General features: G+C 36.1%; 12 protein-coding genes and 2 pseudogenes. 5 read left to right on the top strand and 9 right to left on the bottom strand.

The window, feature by feature from the left end; translation table 11 throughout:
- Both hcp and F6K22_RS02885 read left to right on the top strand, forming a co-directional pair.
- On the top strand, positions 1–1,057 hold a 1,057-nt coding region (gene hcp / locus F6K22_RS02890; RefSeq protein WP_293093031.1), incomplete at its 5' end, for a hydroxylamine reductase.
- Positions 1,058–1,871: 814 nt separating this feature from the next.
- A complete protein-coding gene (locus F6K22_RS02885; protein ID WP_293093028.1) occupies positions 1,872–2,186 on the top strand; it encodes a hypothetical protein in 315 nt (104 codons plus the stop codon).
- Between the two features lie 99 nt (positions 2,187–2,285).
- Here the strand turns inward: F6K22_RS02885 and ilvB are convergent, their stop codons facing one another.
- On the bottom strand, positions 2,286–4,124 hold the full coding sequence (gene ilvB, locus F6K22_RS02880; protein ID WP_293093025.1) for a biosynthetic-type acetolactate synthase large subunit: 1,839 nt from the start codon (positions 4,122–4,124) through the stop codon (positions 2,286–2,288).
- A 276-nt stretch (positions 4,125–4,400) separates the two neighbouring features.
- Between ilvB and F6K22_RS02875 the strand changes: the two genes are divergently transcribed.
- A complete protein-coding gene (locus F6K22_RS02875; RefSeq protein ID WP_293093037.1) occupies positions 4,401–4,739 on the top strand; it encodes a P-II family nitrogen regulator in 339 nt (112 codons plus the stop codon).
- Between the two features lie 492 nt (positions 4,740–5,231).
- Here the strand turns inward: F6K22_RS02875 and F6K22_RS02870 are convergent, their stop codons facing one another.
- The 3 genes from F6K22_RS02870 to F6K22_RS02860 form a co-directional block, all read right to left on the bottom strand.
- Positions 5,232–6,206 (bottom strand): DUF4435 domain-containing protein, encoded by a 975-nt coding sequence (locus F6K22_RS02870; protein ID WP_293093022.1) that lies wholly within the window; start codon positions 6,204–6,206, stop codon positions 5,232–5,234.
- A 5-nt stretch (positions 6,207–6,211) separates the two neighbouring features.
- Entirely contained in the window at positions 6,212–6,370 is a 159-nt protein-coding gene (locus F6K22_RS02865; RefSeq protein WP_293093019.1) for a hypothetical protein, read from the bottom strand.
- Between the two features lie 227 nt (positions 6,371–6,597).
- Positions 6,598–8,034 (bottom strand): AAA family ATPase, encoded by a 1,437-nt coding sequence (locus tag F6K22_RS02860; protein WP_293093017.1) that lies wholly within the window; start codon positions 8,032–8,034, stop codon positions 6,598–6,600.
- Between the two features lie 250 nt (positions 8,035–8,284).
- Here F6K22_RS02860 and mnmG point away from each other — a divergent pair, with 250 nt between their 5' ends.
- On the top strand, positions 8,285–10,189 hold the full coding sequence (mnmG, locus tag F6K22_RS02855; protein ID WP_293093015.1) for a tRNA uridine-5-carboxymethylaminomethyl(34) synthesis enzyme MnmG: 1,905 nt from the start codon (positions 8,285–8,287) through the stop codon (positions 10,187–10,189).
- A gap of 179 nt (positions 10,190–10,368) precedes the next feature.
- On the opposite strand, the pseudogene F6K22_RS02850 reads toward mnmG, so the two are convergent.
- The 4 genes and pseudogenes from F6K22_RS02850 to F6K22_RS02835 form a co-directional block, all read right to left on the bottom strand.
- Positions 10,369–10,815 (bottom strand): annotated as a pseudogene (locus F6K22_RS02850) (DUF29 domain-containing protein).
- Positions 10,816–10,938: 123 nt separating this feature from the next.
- Positions 10,939–11,718 (bottom strand): LamG domain-containing protein, encoded by a 780-nt coding sequence (locus F6K22_RS02845; RefSeq protein WP_293093013.1) that lies wholly within the window; start codon positions 11,716–11,718, stop codon positions 10,939–10,941.
- Between the two features lie 338 nt (positions 11,719–12,056).
- Positions 12,057–12,632 (bottom strand): annotated as a pseudogene (locus F6K22_RS02840) (Uma2 family endonuclease).
- A 406-nt stretch (positions 12,633–13,038) separates the two neighbouring features.
- Positions 13,039–13,623 (bottom strand): hypothetical protein, encoded by a 585-nt coding sequence (locus F6K22_RS02835; RefSeq protein WP_293093011.1) that lies wholly within the window; start codon positions 13,621–13,623, stop codon positions 13,039–13,041.
- Positions 13,624–14,171: 548 nt separating this feature from the next.
- Between F6K22_RS02835 and F6K22_RS02830 the strand changes: the two genes are divergently transcribed.
- Complete coding sequence (locus F6K22_RS02830; RefSeq protein ID WP_293093009.1) at positions 14,172–14,381, top strand: hypothetical protein; 210 nt, start codon at positions 14,172–14,174, stop codon at positions 14,379–14,381.
- Between the two features lie 999 nt (positions 14,382–15,380).
- Here the strand turns inward: F6K22_RS02830 and F6K22_RS02825 are convergent.
- Positions 15,381–18,065, bottom strand: a complete 2,685-nt coding sequence (locus F6K22_RS02825) for a bifunctional serine/threonine-protein kinase/ABC transporter substrate-binding protein (protein WP_293093007.1) — start codon at positions 18,063–18,065, stop codon at positions 15,381–15,383.
- Between the last annotated feature and the right edge of the window lie 608 nt (positions 18,066–18,673).

The raw sequence follows: 18,673 nt of genomic DNA, 5'->3' as shown, positions 1-18,673 counted from the left end.
GCAAGTGGGAGAAATTAATCTCAAAGCAATGGAATTGTTAGACGCAGGTCATACAAAAACCTACGGTCATCCCGTACCTACCGCCGTACCATTGGACCCCCGGAAAGGAAAAGCAATATTAGTTTCCGGTCACGATATTCGACAACTTGCAGCAATTTTGAAACAAACTGCTAATACTGATATTACTATCTATACTCATGGCGAACTTTTACCTTCCCACGGTTATCCGCTTTTGAAACAACAATATCCCCATTTTTACGGTCATTATGGAACCGCTTGGCAAAATCAGACTAAAGATTTTGCTAAATTCCCAGGTCCGATAATAGTCACAACTAATTGTTTGATGCCACCCCATGAAAATTATGAGGATAAATTATTTAGTATCGGTCCGGTGGGATATCCGGGAATGACTCATTTAGATACTACCTCAGACGGTACGCCAGATTTTTCTCCTGTTATTGAAAAAGCATTGTCAATGTCTGGGTTTACCGAGGATGGAGAACCGAAACAAGTAATGGTTGGTTTTGCCCGAAATACAGTTTTGAATGTTGCTGATACTGTGGTTGATGCGGTGAAGCAAGGTAAGATTCGTCATTTCTTTTTAGTGGGTGGTTGTGATGGAGCGAAACCAGACCGGAATTATTATACGGAGTTTGTGGAAAAAGTGCCGGAAGATTGTGTGGTTTTGACTCTTGCTTGTGGTAAGTTCCGCTTTTTTGACAAAGAAATGGGTTTAATAGGGGAAATTCCTCGGTTGATGGATGTTGGTCAGTGTAATGATGCTTATTCAGCAATTGAAATTGCTTTGGGTTTGGCAAAAGCGTTTGATGTCGGTGTGAATGAGTTACCCTTGTCAATGATTTTGTCTTGGTATGAGCAAAAAGCAGTGGCAGTTTTGTTGACTTTGTTGTATTTGGGAATTAAGGATATTCGGTTAGGACCGACTTTGCCTGCATTTATTTCGCCAAATGTGTTTGAGTTGTTGAAGCAGAAATATAACTTACAGGCGATCGCTACTCCCGATGAAGATTTAGCTGCTTGTTTGGGTTGTGGTTGAGATGAATAAGGAACAGAGATTCATAGCATTTACCAAATTAACGCCGTGTACAACTTTTTCCAACCGACGAAATTTAGGGAGTTGTGAGAACCAGACTTTCCGCTCTTGACCCAGAAACGCTGATTATTCCGTAGAAACTTGCACATCGCCTAAATTAGTATAATATGCAAAGGCAGATTTGTACTTACAGCGCTTTTTAGATTGATAAACCACATCGTCATAACCAAAACTCTCTAGGGGCGAATGGCGATTCGCCCCTACTCTAGTCTACCGTATAGGAAAACCGCTGTAAGCAATATCTACTTAAATTACTAAATTAGTAGTGTACTATTAATACTTAAAAATTATTCTGGTCAAAAAATTCCTGTTTGGGTAGCATTTTCTGGGAAAGATTAGTCTAGATAGGCTAATTACTTTCGAGGCTATAAAAGTAGCTATTTGTGTAACATTCCGCAGAAATACCCTGAGCTTTCAAGTATTTATACCTTTTTGAAGTTAAATCTTCTCTTTGTCTATTTGAGGCTATTTTATTACTATTTTTTGTGTAATTAGTATTATTACGATGAAAGAACACTGTAGTTTTTATCATTCTTCAAATTCCTCAAACAGTTCAGCAAAAGATACCCCAACCAATCCTAAACTGGTTTCTGGAAATACAAATTTTACAGCCTATCCAAAATAAAACTCCTCCCCCATCAGTAATGCAAATAGCGTTATTCTTTTCCGTGAACAATGCATTGATGATGTCTCTAGCAAAAATCAAGATATCGAAATTAATTCCCTAGTAACAGAAACTTAAGTCAACAATAAAAACATGGATACAAATAATTATCTTCCAGAAGAGCCAGAAAAACGTAGAGTTATTATGGTTATTTCTCCTCAAGAATTAAATCAACTAGAAATTGATGCAGAGTCAGACAACTCAACCCGTGAACTACTCTTAAATAGACAAGTTTCTTTGCTTGATGATTCAGCAAAAGACGATAGTTCTCTTATTCAAAAACTGAGAAATAGTGGACTTCTTAATCCAGAAACTATCTTAATTCAAAGTCCTTACGATTGTATAAATATCTTGAATAAGAGTAGGTTGAGCTATAAACATGATAATTCCATTTTAGTATCAACTTAAGATTCAAGAAGTAGGGAGAAGCAATACAAGAGAAACGTTAAATAATACTCCTCATCTCCCCTACTCCCTACTCCCTCTGCTGGAGATTTTGTCAATCAATTATAATTTATTACCACATTCAGGGCAGAAATTATTAGTAGCAACATTTTCGTATCCACAGTTGCTACAAGTAATTAACTCCACCGCTTGCTCAAGCTGTTTGCGAATAGGCAACCCCACCATTTGAGCATTACTCTTACCAGGAGCAACCATTGGATAACAATTTTCATCCTTAGTTACACGAGCATCCATTAAAACAGGTCCGTCGTGAGCTAACATTTGAGCGATCGCCTCTTTCAATTCATCCCGACGAGAAACCAGCATTCCCTTCACCCCATAAGCTTCAGCCAATTTAACAAAATCAGGCATTCCCATCTCCATATTAGAAGAAGAATAACGCTCGCCAAAAAATGCTTCTTGCCACTGACGCACCATACCCTGCCAACCATTGTTAATAATAACTGTTTTGGCATTAATACCATAATGCGCCAGAGTACCCAACTCTTGAATATTCATTTGAATACTAGCATCACCAGCAATACAAATCACCTCTCGGTTTGGCAATGCCACCTTCGCACCCATAGCAGCAGGCATCCCATAACCCATCGTACCCAAACCTGCACTAGAAATCCATTGCCGAGGACCATTTTTCAGAAATTGGGCTGCCCACATTTGATGCTGACCAACATCAGTAGTGTAGTAAGCATCTGGAGCCATTTTGCCAACTTCATTAATCACTTCTTGGGGTGACATACTATCTGGATATTCAGGAGCGACTAACGGATAATCTTGTTTCCAACGATTAATTCGTTCTAACCAAAGTTGAGTTTGATTAGAATTAACTGGTTCATCAGTCTCCCGACAACGACTTAGCATATCAATCAAAACTTGACGCACATCTCCCACGATAGGAACATCAGGAGTCCGGTTTTTACCTACCTCTGCCGGATCAATATCAATATGAATTACTTTGGCGTGACAAGCAAATTCATCTAACTTTCCTGTTACTCGGTCATCAAAACGAGCGCCAACAGCAATTAACAAGTCACACTCACTCACAGCAAAATTGGCATAAGCAGTGCCGTGCATTCCTAACATTCCCACTGACAGGGGGTGATGTTCATTAAAAGCACCTTTACCCATCAGAGTAGTAGTAACAGGAACATTAAAATGTTCTGCTAATTCTTGAATTTCTCCATGAGCATCAGCAGAAATTGCACCACCGCCTATATACAATAGAGGACGGCGTGCTTCTCGGATTAAATTAACCGCTTGGTTAATCTGGCGAGGGTTGCCTTTAGTAGTGGGACGATATCCAGGTAGTCTGATAGAACCAGGTTCAACTGGCTCATACTCAAATTCTTCTAATCCTACGTCTTTGGGTACGTCAATCAAGACTGGACCTGGACGACCTGTACTAGCAATATGGAATGCTTCCGCAACAATTCTGGCCATATCTCTAGGGTCTCGGACAACATAGGAATGTTTAACTATGGGTAGGGTAATACCATAAATGTCTGTTTCTTGGAAGGCATCAGTGCCAATCATTGGTCGGCCTACTTGCCCTGTAACTATAACCATGGGAATTGAGTCCATCTGAGCAGTAGCAATACCTGTTACTAGGTTTGTTGCTCCTGGACCTGAGGTGGCAAAGCATACACCTACTTTACCAGTAGCACGGGCATATCCATCGGCGGCATGGGCGGCTCCTTGTTCGTGTCGGACTAGGATGTGTTGTAAGTCTCCTGCTGCTTCTGACCGGTAAAGTTCGTCGTAGATGGGCAAAATAGCACCACCTGGGTAGCCAAATATATGTTTGACTCCATGACGTTTAAGACTATCCATTAGTGCAAAGGCACCAGTAGCTCGCTTGATGGTTACTTTAGTCTGTAACTGCACGGGTAGTTCCTCTCTAGATACTATTATTTATAATTAAATCTATAATTATAATCGAAAATGTGATGTGATAAAAGGTCTTTTTGAGATAAATTCTAGAAAAGTTTAAGATTCTGTATATGATTTTTTTGGTATTTTTAATATTTTGACAGCCTATTAAAAAGCCTTCTAGATAAATGTATATTTATTGACAAACAAGGCCCACTTGGCGGTGATATTAAAGGATGGCATCCTGATAAACGAGTAGACTTAAAACTTATAGTGTAAGGAGTGAATAACTTGAAAAAAGTAGAAGCTATTATTCGGCCTTTTAAATTAGACGAGGTGAAAATTGCTCTCGTTAATGCAGGTATCGTGGGTATGACTGTTTCTGAAGTCAGAGGGTTTGGGCGTCAGAAGGGGCAAACTGAAAGATATCGGGGTTCTGAGTATACGGTTGAATTTTTGCAGAAGCTCAAGATTGAGATTGTAATTGAGGATGACCAGGTGGATATGGTTGTTGATAAGATTATTAGTGCTTCTCGTACAGGAGAGATTGGGGATGGTAAGATTTTCATTTCTCCAGTAGATCAAATTGTCCGAATTCGGACTGGGGAAAGTAATATGGAAGCAATCTAGTTTTAGAAGCAGATTTTGTTTTCTGTGTTAGGTGGTAGGTAATCCGTCACCTGTTATCAGCAAGACGGTGAGTGAAAGATTCATTTTTTTCATACCTAATACCTAACACTTTCTTTTCTGTTAGAGGGAGTAGGGAGTAGGGAGTAGGGAGTAGTGGCGTGAGACAGCTAATTTTGTGCAAAATTGTAGGGTGTGTTAGACGGCTTAAATTAAGACTATGAAAAGAATTGAGCAATCCGTCGCAGGGCACCATTTTAGCTGTGTCGGTCCAGTAGGGGAAAATAATTGACGCATAAAAGTACGATAATTGATTTGATTTTTTATTATTGGAGATATATATTAGTAGCTGTTAATTTCGGCTTTAAATTCACTTCTGTTATTGAGTCTTAATAAATACGACGATCGCCTTAATTTTTTTGTATTAAAATTTTGTTTATAACTTAACCGTAAGTTTCCAAACATAATTAGTAAAAATAGACTTTTAATCTAATTTTATGATAAATCTAACATTTCAAATATTTCTTGAAAATACATCCTGTTATTACTTAATATTTCCTCAAACCAATAATTAATTAACGGTTTAAACATCTTATCTTTTCCTATCCACTCAATATTACTAACATTTTCTTTGATAACTTCCATAAAACATTTAATATATGCTTCTTTCAAAAAATCATAACCAATATGACCGTGAGATAACCATCTCACAATTTCAAAAGATGTTTGATTAATGAGTTGAATATAAATTTTATAATTTTGCTTTATTTCTGAAATTTTACTATCAGATACATTACGTTTATCGGTCAAAAAATCTAACCAATCTTCTAATAAAAAGTTTATTTCCCCAGAGGTTAACTCAATAAAATCTCTCCAAGGAACACCTGATTCTATTTTTTGTAACAGTTTACTTTTAGTAGCAGCTAAACCAATAGTACAAGCTGAATATATTACGGACTTAAAAATTTGTTTAAATAAATTTGTAGCTGTTTGGGGATTAGGTATTGTTGTATTTATGTTGAAAAAATTACTAACTATATCAAGTTCAAATAAATAATTTTCTAATGAATGTCCTCGTGTTCTAATAATTCGTTTTTCTATATTATGTCCGGGAAAATTGTCTTGGAGTATTTGAGTTTTTTCATAATCCCAATCAAATAAATATAACTCCCTGTCTATAAAAGCAATAAATCTCTGACTGTAAGATTTATCGATTACGCTATTTGCAATTTCCTCAACTTTTTCTTTATTACTACCTGTTCCTGAATCAGCTTTAATTAAAGATTCTGCTGAATCTACAAAAACCTGTTCGGTTAGTTCTGGTTTATCTATTTCATTTGCCAGATAAGACAACATCCTTTCTAAAAAATATTTATCATTTTTGCCTTCAACTAAAATATGTTTTTTACTACTAATCCTCAAGTAATTTCGATACTCTTTTGGAGTATATTTGGGAATGCCTTTTGCCATTATTATTATTCTTCCTCTTTTTTTTTATCGGATTTATGCAAAAAAATATTTCTGTCATTACGAGCGAGAGCGTTTGTGGAGGATTCCACAGGAAAGGAAATTAATCTCAAGCCAACATTTTCCTCGTGAATGTTTAAGTCTGGTTTTATTTTAATTTTACTCATCTATTTTCGTTGTAGAAACTATATGAATAATTTTGGTAACCATTCAGCTATTAGTCGTCATATCTCAGTAAGAATACCTCTTAAAGGCTGAGTTTAAACGAATACAAACTTTCAAGTCAAGGAAGATAGTTTTTTTTAGTAAGATTTAACTCAGACTCAATTAATAAAATTTTTACCGCTCACTAAAAACAATAGCTGATAGCTGATAGCTGACTGCTGAATGCTTACTAATTTTGAATTATCTTAGGTTCAAGTATTATTATTTCGTCTTCATAGTCGGCTCCGACTACTGGAGAATGAGTACAAGCAATAATTTGTTTTTCACCTAACTGTTGAGAGATTTTTTCTAATAATTTACGTTGCCAATCAACATGAAGAGAAATTTCAGGTTCATCAATTAAAACTATATTTTGTTCGCTCATTTGAGAGGCGGCATATATCATCGTTAGAATTTGACGTTCTCCTGATGATAATGCTTTACTTATTCCAGGAATAGCAGGCATACCATTCTGAAAATTTATTCCTAAAATTGGTAAGTTTTTGAAGATAATTTCTATCTCTTTACTATCTAAAAATGAGTTAACAGCAGCTAGATATTTCTCAATATTCTGAAAGTAAGTTTTCTGTTCATCGGATATTTTTTGCAGTGCTTCTCTGTAGGTAATTAAAATCTTTGCAGCAGTTTCTTTAGATTTTTCATCAGCTTGAAATGATTCAACAGCAGTGCGGAGGTCTTCAAGCATTTGAAATTTAAGTTCGTTATTGAGTTGTTTGATTTCTTCTAGAATTGAATTTGAGTCTTCTTCTACAGGTTTTGAATTTTTGGAAAGAGTATTAAATATTTGAGGTAGAATGTTTCCTAAATATTTTTGTTGTGCTTGGTTTAGTTGATAAAAAGCTTGAGAAATTTCTTTGTTTAATGCTTGCTCTATTTCAATAACAGATGGATAGTTAAGTAAGGGTACAAATTCTCCAAAAATTTGACGTGCAAAATTCGTTTTTTGTTGCTGCTTTTTTTCATCAGAAGCGTCTCTTAGTTTGCCACTTTTTTCCTCTGTTGATGCCCAAGCTTCTATCATACTTCTAAAAGCAGGAAAATAAGCTGCTGTTATTAATTTTTGTTCTGATGATTGATTGAGAATATTGTAATTTATCGGTACTTTTGCCGCAGCAGAAAGCGCAGCGGTTATTGATTGTTCTTCTAACGATTTATCTGGAATGTTATTACAGAGGTCTGCCACAGTAGAAGCCACTTCAGAAATTATGGGAAAAAGCTTTGTATTAATTTCTTTAGTTCTTTTAAATATAATTTTTTTTGTTTCTACTCCATCTAAAGATAATATAATCTCCTCATCATTTCTATTATTTTTTAACTCTACTTGATTTTTATCGCTCATCCTCAGATTAATATAATCAAAATCAATAAAGGCAAATCTTTCATAATCTTCATTGAGTAAATTAGCAATAATATGTAGCAAAGTAGTTTTCCCTTTGCCATTTTTAGCAAATAAGACATTAACTCCTTGATGAAAATCTAAATTTATATCAAAAATTCCATAAATTCCTTTAGCTTCAAGATGCTTTATATATACAGACATATTACGATCGCTCCTATAATATTTTGACAAATCATTTTTCTTATTAAGAGTAGTATAACCACTCATAATTTATATGAATTTTGTATTAATTTTAGCTTTGACTTAATTTCAAATAATAGTCATAAATACAGCAATTCGCACAGTTATGAAATACATTTATGATCCCCCTAAATTCCCCTGAAAAAGGGGAATTCCAGTTCCCCCCTTGAGAAGGGGGGTTAGGGGGAATCGCCAGAACTGTACCTCACGAGCTTGGGAAATGCTATACAGTATAATTGCTAATATAAGAATATGTACATTAAACCAAAACTATAACATGACTAAAACCTTTGATTTCCAAGAAGAATACGACATCATCGTAGTAGGCGCCGGACACTCCGGTTGCGAAGCCGCTCTTGCTTCCGCACGCCTCGGTTGCCACACCCTCCTACTCACTCTCAACCTCGATAAAATTGCCTGGCAACCATGCAACCCTGCTGTTGGGGGACCCGCAAAATCTCAACTTACCCATGAAGTGGATGCTTTGGGTGGGGAAATTGGCAAAATGGCAGACCGCACCTACCTGCAAAAACGCATTCTCAACTCTTCTCGCGGACCTGCTGTTTGGGCGTTACGCGCTCAGACTGACAAACGGGAATACGCGACTATTATGCGTAATATTGTGGAAAACCAAGAAAACCTCCGAGTTCGGGAAAGTATGGTGACAGATTTAGTTCTGGGAGACAACGACGAAATTATTGGAGTAGAAACTTACTTCGGTGTCGCTTTCAAATGTAAAGCTGTCATTCTCACCACCGGAACTTTCCTCGGTGGAGTCATTTGGGTAGGCAACAAATCAATGCCAGCAGGTCGTGCGGGAGAATTTCCGGCTATTGGTTTGACTGAAACCCTGAATAAACTTGGTTTTGAAACCGGACGACTGAAAACGGGTACACCTGCCAGAGTTGACAAACGTTCTGTTGACTACACCGATCTGGAAGAGCAACCAGGAGATAAAAAGGTGCGTTGGTTTAGTTTCGACCCGGAAGTTTGGGTGGAAAGAGAACAGATGTGTTGTTATCTCACCCGCACCACTCCCGAAACTCACAAACTAATTCGCGATAATTTGCACTTGTCTCCTGTTTATGGTGGGTGGGTGGATGCGAAAGGTCCGCGCTATTGTCCGAGTATTGAGGATAAAATTGTTCGCTTTGCCGATAAAAGTAGTCATCAAATATTTATTGAACCGGAAGGTCGCGATATTCCTGAACTTTATATTCAGGGGTTTTCTACTGGTTTGCCTGAGAAATTGCAATTACAAATGTTGCGGAGTTTGCCTGGTTTGGAAAATTGTGTAATGTTGCGACCTGCTTATGCGGTGGAATATGATTATTTGCCTGCGACTCAATGTTATCCGACGTTGATGACTAAGAAAATTGAGGGGTTATTTTGTGCTGGTCAAATTAATGGTACCACTGGATATGAGGAGGCGGCAGCTCAAGGTTTTGTAGCGGGAATAAATGCGGTTAAATTTGTTAAGAATGAAGAGATGATTATTTTCCCCAGAGAACAAAGTTATATTGGTACTTTGATTGACGATCTATGTACAAAAGATTTGCGCGAACCCTATCGAATGTTGACGAGTCGTTCGGAATATCGTTTGATTTTACGGTCTGATAATGCTGACCAAAGACTAACACCTTTAGGTCGAGAAATTGATTTAATAGATGACCGTCGGTGGGAGTTATTTGAGAAGAAGCAAGCTAATATTAATGCGGAAAAATCTAGGTTAAATTCAACTCGAATTAAAGAATTAGAGGAGGTAGCTATTAATATTGTTGCCGATACTCAGACAAAAATTAAAGGTTCCATTACTTTGGCTGAACTTTTGCGCCGACCTGGTTTCCATTATGTGGATTTAGAAAAGTATAATTTGGGGAATTTAGATTTGAAATTAGTTGAAAAAGAAGGAGCAGAAATTGATATTAAATATTCCGGTTATTTGCAAAGACAACAAAATCAAATCGACCAAATTAGTCGGCAAGAAAATCGAAAATTGCCTGCTAACTTAGATTATTTTGCTATTTCTACATTGTCGATGGAGGCGCGGGAAAAATTGTCAAAAGTTCAGCCTTTAACCATTGGGCAAGCGTCTCGAATAGGAGGAGTAAATCCGGCGGATATTAATGCTTTGTTGGTTTATTTGGAAGTGCAATATCGACTTGTTGGAGTTAAAAGTTAGAAGACCTCTCCCCCAACCCCTCTCCTGCTTTTGAGAGGGGAGTTTTCTCCCCCTTCCCTACAAGGGAAGGGGGTTGGGGGGTTAGGTTTTTTCATCCACTTATCAAAGAAACATTATTTGTAGCTAGTTTTAACTACATTCGACTTCCCAATATTGATAGAGGAAGAGATGTTGAATAACTACTCTGGTAGCCAATCTTCACCCAATATCTGTTCCAGAGAATAAGGGTTAATTTCTGGTAATTGAAGTTCTGATTGAATTTGAGCGCTTTTTCTAGCTTTACTATAAAGATAGTCAAGTCTTTCAGCTAAATAATTCCGTAAATTTGTTGTGAGTTTGTATTCTAATTGAGTCCGAAAAGCAAAAATTTATCCACGCCAATGCCTAGAGTTATTAGATCTTTCTTCCTCCCAATATTGATAAAGTAGTAAATGTTGAATAATTAAAGTCACAAAACTTTCAACAGCACTTTTTTCACTTCTACCCAATGCTTCTAACTCCTCAATTAAGTTCTCATAATCTAGGTTTTCTAATTGACGATTATTTAGTAGTTTGATTGTTTCTTCTAACCACAGGAAATAATCTTCTTCATACAGTAATTTTAGATCGGTAATTTTATTAACCATATTTTTTTATATCTGTGAAAAACTTAGCGATCGCGCAACAAAAATCTCGATTATTTTTAGATATTTTACTTATAATCGTGATTTAATTGTTCACTATTTTAATTACAATAATTTTACCAAACATCATATTTCTGAAACCCATCCAGTTGTCCAGACAGCGCCACCATAAATAGTTCCATGATTACCATTACCTGATTTATCCCTAATAAGATTACCAGAACCTTCATCAAAAGGCCAGTAACCAATAAGTCCTGGTTCATTACCTTGAAGAGAGTAAAGCATTTTAGAATCTATTTCAGCATCAGTTAATGCCCGATTCCAAATACTTAATTCATCAATTTTACCTTTGAAATGTGTCTGAGATTGATTAACTAAATCCCAACCAATTAAGAGAGGTTGCTCGGAAGCAAGATTGTAGTTTCCAATTCTGGAAGTTGTCAAAGATGCCACAAGTTTTCCATCTTCAAAATATGTTAGTGTATCCCCTTGTTTACGAGCAACAAAGTGATGCCATTGATTATTTAGTAAGTTAGGTTGGTTAGGATACTCAATCCAATTAATATTATCAAGTTGAACATAAGGTATCTTATTCTCACTTCCTCTCCAACGACCATGAAATCCAAACAGAAATCCTGCACCGTTGGTTGTGCGATTAGAGAGAATCTGAGGGTGACGTACTTGTTCACTTTCTAATGCATAAACCAGTACAGAAAATGTGAAATCTCCACTACCAATCTGGTTTACTACGTTAGTATTGGCAACTTGAATATAGTCATCAACTCCATCAAAAAATAAGGCATAATTTATTTTTTCAGAACGCAAAAGTTCAGCTACAAATAATATTGCTAGAATCATTGAGGTAGCTATAGATATTGTAAAGAGTAGTAAATTGCGTAACTTCATTGTTTTTGTTCCTTACTTTCTCAATAATTATACTATAATTTTTGCGAATTACTAATTAATAGAAGACAATTGATCGAAAACTAAAAATTGCAATCCTTTAGGGGTTTTGTCTCCAATGGAAGTTAAAAATCAAAAGTCAAAAGTCAAAAGTAATTTTTGATGAAAGTTAAAAGTAAAAAATAAAAAGTAATCTCTGAGTGAGTTTTCGGAATCTGTCAATAAATAGCAATTTCGTAGGGGTTTGGTCTCCAAACCCCTCAATATTGAGCGTTTATTTATTTCGGTAGTATTGCATGATTAAAGGTAGCACACTATGCTAACCGCTGACTACTCTTTAACTACCAAATTGTTGTCATATCTAATATAAATTCAGGCAAAACATCTTCACCAGATAATATTTGAGGAGAGTCTAATATTTCCACATCTTGACCAGCACGATAAATTTATACTTGCTGATTTTTAGGATTAATTAACCAACCTAACTGCATTCCATTTTCCAGATATTCTTTCATTTTTTCTTGAGTTTTAGGTAAGCTCTCCGAAGGTGACATTAATTCGATTAAAAAATCAGGGTAAAGAGGTAAAAATTTTGTTCTCTGTTCGGAAGTTAAATTATTCCATTTTTCTATAGGTATCCAGGAAACATCGGGAGAGAAGTTGGCACTATTAGAGAGTTGAAAACCTGTGGATGAGTCGAAAACTATACCTAGCTTTCTTTGCTCATTCCAAATCCAAATTTTAGAAGTTAATCCAGCGTTATAACTTCCAGTTTCTCCACCAGCAGGTGACGTAATAATTAAATCTCCTTGAGAATTTATTTCAAATCTTAAATCCGGTTTTTTTTGACAGAGTTGAAAGAATTGTTCTTCTGTCATGTCAATTATTGGGTTAAGCTCGATAGTCAAATTTGTCATTTTGATTCTTTATTCCTCAGAGTTAACTACGAAATTGTTGTCATATCTAATATAAATCCAGGTAAAATATCCTCTCCAGATAATGTTTTAAGAGAGTCTAATATTTCTACATCTTTACCAGGAAGTTAAGAATATTTATTATAACTGATTATCCAAAAATATAAAGAATTAATAGAAAATGGGGTGATGGGGTGACGAAAAAAGCTAATACACTATATTTAGGTGAAACAATCGACTACTGAACTTATGGAAGTTAAAAGTAATCTCTGACTTAGTTTTTAGTATATGTTGATAAATTGCAATTCCGTAGGGGTTTGGAGAGCAAACCCCTTCTTGATATTCCATCGTGATTTATAACAGTTTTCATAAAAATAGAATACAGTTTCAAGAACTATGAACTCTATGTTTAATCGTTAGAAATGTCAGAGATATTTATGCCATGCAATGTAATTGTGCAGGTCAGCAAAAGTACCCTTAGATGCTCCAATGCTACTTCAATTTCTAATTGTTGATCTGTACTAAAAAGACCATACACAGAACATTCATAGTACGACTCAGGTTCCTGTGCAGGTTTAACTACGATTTTGCATTCCATTAAAAGCTCCCGTAAACGCTCCAGTGCCATTTCCACTTCCAGCTTTTTTTCTGGAGTGAAAACCCCAGTTACAGCTACTCCTCCTTTAGATTGTGGTTTTTTTTCAGTAAGGGAAGTGCCGAGAAATTCTTCAGAAAATTGAGCAACGGTACAGTCGCTATTTTCCCAATCAACAAGGGAATGCCAGTCTTCTATCCCTACAACTTTGCATAAGCTTTGAAAATTTTTAACTGAAACAGGTTTGCCACCAATAAAACGTTTCAAGGTTGATTCGGAGACATCTGCATCGGAGTACCACTGCCAGTCTGTTTTATTCCAACCTTTTTTCTTTCTGGCTGTATCAATCATTTTTATGCCTTCTTTGTTGAGTTTTATTGAACTTTCTGTTCGTCCCATGACATTACACTTTTATTTTGGTTACAAACTACTACTACTACTACGTTTTTTTAGCACACTTGGCTAAAAAATGTGTGGTCATTGACATTTTTGAACCAAAATTAACACCTTTTTGATATTGCAATCACTACAATAAATCATCAATAATAAGAAAGTGCATAACTTTTCCCCATTTAGAACTATAGAGTTTCTAAAAGCGCAAACAAAAGACTAAATAAATGATTTAGTTCCATGACTCCAGTATTTTAGTCAAACTACTATTAATACCGACTTTTAATACTGTTTAAACAACTACTTAGATTCTCCGAATCCTAAAACAAATAATCTTAGTTCCAGGACTCCAATTTTTTGGTTAAGCTACTACTACTACTACTTATCCAGAGTCGAGTCCTAAATTTTTAACGGTTATTCGGCAAAATCAGTTCAATATTCCCAATTTTGCCTCACTAACTTTTACCTAAAATTGAGGCAAAGTTGGACTATGTTTTTCTTCAGTATTAGTTAAAGTGAAAATTAAGCAACTTTACTTTTAATACTGGAGAATAATAATGGAAAATAACTTTCCAGACAACCAAAAACCAACAACTTATACCGAAATCCACGAAACTAGACCTATTAATTTAATAGATAAAGTTGCCGACTTGGCAATCGAAAATCAAGAAGTTGGTTTGATAGTTGGCAGTGCCATTGGTACTTCCATCATTATTTGCGCGATCGCTCACTCAGCAGCAAAACTAATCCGCGCCGTTCGTGGATAAACGTTTCCCTAGGGTATTGATCTGGGGCGACTTGCGAGTTGCCCTACTGCTATGTTTTTACCTTTTTTTAAATATTTACCCCTTTTTTCCTTCTTGCTTCTTCCTTTGTGATTGATTATGTTGGGTTTCGTACCTCAACCCAACCTACATGAGTAGCGATCGCTCCTCTCTCACGGGTGCTTCAGAAAATGAATTAATTATTGCTCTTGACGCAATAGAGGAAAAATTCACTACTCATCTCCCATGACCGGGTGCTTCAGAAAATGAATTAATTATTGCTCTTGACGCAATAGAGGAAAAATTCACTACTCATCTCCCATGACCGGGTGCTTCAAAAAATAAATTAATTATTGCTCTTGACGCAATAGTCGGAAAATTTCACTACTTATCTCCCACAACTGGGTGCTTCAGAAAATAAATTAATTATTGCTCTTGACGCAATAGTCGGAAAATTTCACTACTTATCTCCCATAACTGGGTGCTTCAGAAAATGAATTAATTATTGCTCTTGACGCAATAGTCGGAAAATTTCACTACTCATCTCCCATGACCGGGTGCTTCAGAAAATGAATTAATTATTGCTCTTGACGCAATAGTCGGAAAATTTCACTACTCATCTCCCATGACCGGGTGCTTCAGAAAATGAATTAATTATTGCTCTTGACGCAATAGTCGGAAAATTTCACTACTCATCTCCCATGACCGGGTGCTTCAGAAAATGAATTAATTATTGCTCTTGACGCAATAGTCGGAAAATTTCACTACTCATCTCCCATGACCGGGTGCTTCAGAAAATGAATTAATTATTGCTCTTGACGCAATAGAGGAAAAATTTCACTACTCATCTCCCATAACAGGATGCTTCAGAAAATAAATTGACTCTTGCTCCAATAGAAACCGGGTTTATATAAAATGCCCCACCATACAATATCTACCTCCCAGAAACCCGGTTTCTTAAACACTGGAAATAAACTGATAACTGATAACTGACAACTGAATTTACTCTTCACATTCCAAAAGATTAAATTTACTAACAGGATAATCTAACGGCAAAAACGTATAACCCAATGGCGAACAACTAGACTTAACAACCTGAGTAAAACTAATTCTTGACTCTTGCCGATCGCCATTCCCTAAAAAAGTTATCTCTCCTGTAGCACCATAGGAACTAAAATCTTCACTTGCTAAAACTTTTTGCAGAGCAATACGATTTAATTCTTTCTGTTGCGGGAGTGACTCTAAAGCAGTAATCAAAGCCTGAACCGAGTCATAAGCAAAAGCTGTACGCCAACTCACAGCACCACCCCAAAGTTCTTTTGCTTGCTGGGGAAAATCTAAATTAGGGCTATTCAAACTGTGCCATGGTGTAGCTACTACAAGATTTCTCTCTGCTTCGTCAGCACCAAACTTGAGAGCATAATCACTATAAAGACTATCTCCAGCAATGATAGGTAAATTCAACTGCCAATTTGCTTTTATTACCTCTATTCCCTTAGATAAACTGAAAATATCTGGTAATAATACTATAGCTGTAGCCTCTTGTTTATCTGCTCTATCTATAGCAGCACTCGCATTAAAAGCAGTTCTCGATAAATCAAATTTTTCATCCAGGTCTTTAACTATTTTGCCACCACCTGCAGTAAAACTAAGACTAAATTGATTTTTGAGAGATTCGCTGTAAACATCATTAGGGATATGAAATAAAGCTACTTTTGGCTGTTCGTCTTCAGATTGACTAATTAGGTAACTAGCCATTGCTTGAGCCATTGTTGCATCAGATGGAATCATCCGAAACAAAAAATTATTGCGATTAGATAATTTAGAAGCATTAGCGGTAGGAGAAATTAATACCAGTTTATTATCTTCATAAGTTGGAGCTACTTTCATAGTAATTTGGCTGGAAAAATGACCAACTACAGCTAAAACTTGACCAGTTGCAGCCAAAGCATTTGCTCTTCTCACAGCTTGTGTAGAAGAATTGACATCATCAGCAATAATTACAATTAAACCCTTACCTCCGATCCGGTTATCGCTTTGGTTAATTGCATTTTGAGCTTGAGCAACTCCCCGTAAAATTTCTAAACTATAGTTGAGCGATCGTGAATCACCAGTCATTGGCACTGCAACAGCTATAGTATAAGCTTCGGTGTTGTTAGCCGCCAATTTAGCATTATTTAGGTAAATCAGAGTTTCTGGATCGTTAATTTGTTTTTTTCTAGCTGCTTCTAATAAGGTGACTGCTTGCAGATAATTACCATCAGTAAAAGCTGTTACTCCTGCTTCTTTGTCTGTTGCTGCCGAACCAGGAATTATAATTTCTTCGCCACAACTTAATTTGTCATCAAACTTTAAAGGGCAAGTTGTTGGTGCCTCAGGTAAGAAAGCAATGAAAACAGCTATTACTCCCAGTGTTAATAGAGAAATATTACCCAACCATTTATTAGGTTCAGGTGTAGTTGTTTGAGATTTACCCTTGAAATTAAGTAGTTTTGAGTGGAGTAGTTGGGAATAAAACTGGTTTTGAGTTACAGGAGTCGTTTGTTGGTTTTGGGTAGGTTGAAGTTCAACTTCTGTTTCCGTTTCTACTTCTTGCTTACACTCAGCAAGACGTTCGAGAATATCTTCAGTTGTTTGAGGGCGACACTGAGGCAAATTTTCTATCATCTCATCAATTAAATCTGCCAACTTTTGTGAAATTTGAGTAGCGTGGTCTCGCCACATTAATCTACCAGTTTGAGGATCACTAGGCAAGTTGGTAGGATTTTCAGCAGTTAGTAAGTAAACTAGAGTCCGACCGATGGCAAAGACATCCGACTGTCTTATTACTTTTCCTTCATATTGTTCTGGGGATGTGTAACCTTGAGAAATAATTCCAGTGACATCCTTGCCTTCTACTTGTTTTAAATATGTTTCTGTAACTTGCCTAGTAGCGCCAAAGTCTATTAATGCTAGTTGACCCCACTCTTGGTTTTGGGAGTCTTGCTGATTTGCTGTATGATTTTTTTTGTTCTCAACTTCGCTTTTGTGGTCCTCTGTTGCTCCAAGTGTTTTTTTATTATTTCCTGGTTGTGCAACATTTTTTGGAGTCAGTGAGATTGGGGATAAATTTTCAACTTTCGTAACTTCTCTATTTTTTGGGTGAACTTGGCTACTCTGTGACAAATTCTCAGATACTATCTCTTGTACAATAGTATTATTTTGGTTTTGCACTGTAGAACGCAGAATTATATTTGTTGGTTTAATATCCCGGTGAATGCACTGATACTGATGGAGTTTGCTAATAATTTCTACTAATTGTATTAGCCAGGCGATCGCTCGCTCTTCTTCTATAGGTTGATTGTGATAATTTTGTTTGAGCCAGTCAGATAAATTTATCCCCTCGATTTTTTCCATTACTAGACAGTGTAATAGTCCCACATCTTCTGTTGACTCGATAAAGTATCCTTCTGGTTCCACTTCTGGTAATCCAACATCGTGCAATTGTGTTAAAACATTTGCCTCTTGTTCAAACAGAAAAATGACTGCCTCCATTTTTTGGTCGTCTATTGCTCTTGGTACTTGCAATATTTTCATAATTTTTCTTGTACCACTATCATCAACTTCCCAAGTTTGACCAAAACCACAATCTCCTAGTAGTTGAATTGCTTGATAGCGGTCTTGTAATATTTGTCCAGGATTAATCATCAGTTTTTATCCCCTTGAAAAAGCAGGAGGCTTGAAACCTTATTTATTGGTCAACCTAAAACATAAATGTTATAAGGCCAGAACAACCATAAGGAAATAATTGTAAGAAGCATTCAGTTATTAGCAGTCATCTGTTCCTATGGAATGCTGGGCAAATAGCAATAGGATTCACGGGGTTAGGAAAAAATGAATAATTGATTAGTATTTTCCCTAACATCATCTTGAATATCAGCTATTTAAGCTGATAGCTAAATGCTTACTAATAATCTAGCTTACCTACATGATAAATGTTATATATACTAATATCAAGTCCAGTAGCATTGGTATTGTAAAATACGGGTAAGGAAGAATAAAGAAGACTTTATATACGGATTGAAATCCGTAGGCTTTTAGCTTAAGTCATCTCAAAGATGACTTTTGACTTGTATGCCACCTTTTTATACTGTTGTTAATCAATGCAATCTGGTATTTAGTTATCTAGGAAAGAAGGAAGAGAGCTTGAAAGTAGGAAAAAACCTTAAAATTCCTATAGATATTCACACCTAGCTTGACACAAACTATACCAACAAACATGAGATAACATAAACTATATAGGTAATTATCAATAC

This window comes from Okeania sp. SIO2F4 (assembly GCF_010672385.1).
Lineage (GTDB): Bacteria > Cyanobacteriota > Cyanobacteriia > Cyanobacteriales > Microcoleaceae > Trichodesmium.
This window is presented reverse-complemented; position numbering and strand designations above follow the sequence as displayed.

Coding starts and splice junctions, on each gene's coding strand:
- F6K22_RS02885 (WP_293093028.1), top strand. CDS start 1,872: ATGGATACAAATAATTATCTTCCAGAAGAGCCAGAAAAACGTAGAGTT.
- F6K22_RS02870 (WP_293093022.1), bottom strand. CDS start 6,206: ATGGCAAAAGGCATTCCCAAATATACTCCAAAAGAGTATCGAAATTAC.
- F6K22_RS02865 (WP_293093019.1), bottom strand. CDS start 6,370: ATGAGTAAAATTAAAATAAAACCAGACTTAAACATTCACGAGGAAAAT.
- F6K22_RS02860 (WP_293093017.1), bottom strand. CDS start 8,034: ATGAGTGGTTATACTACTCTTAATAAGAAAAATGATTTGTCAAAATAT.
- mnmG (WP_293093015.1), top strand. CDS start 8,285: ATGACTAAAACCTTTGATTTCCAAGAAGAATACGACATCATCGTAGTA.
- F6K22_RS02845 (WP_293093013.1), bottom strand. CDS start 11,718: ATGAAGTTACGCAATTTACTACTCTTTACAATATCTATAGCTACCTCA.
- F6K22_RS02835 (WP_293093011.1), bottom strand. CDS start 13,623: ATGGGACGAACAGAAAGTTCAATAAAACTCAACAAAGAAGGCATAAAA.
- F6K22_RS02830 (WP_293093009.1), top strand. CDS start 14,172: ATGGAAAATAACTTTCCAGACAACCAAAAACCAACAACTTATACCGAA.
- F6K22_RS02825 (WP_293093007.1), bottom strand. CDS start 18,065: ATGATTAATCCTGGACAAATATTACAAGACCGCTATCAAGCAATTCAA.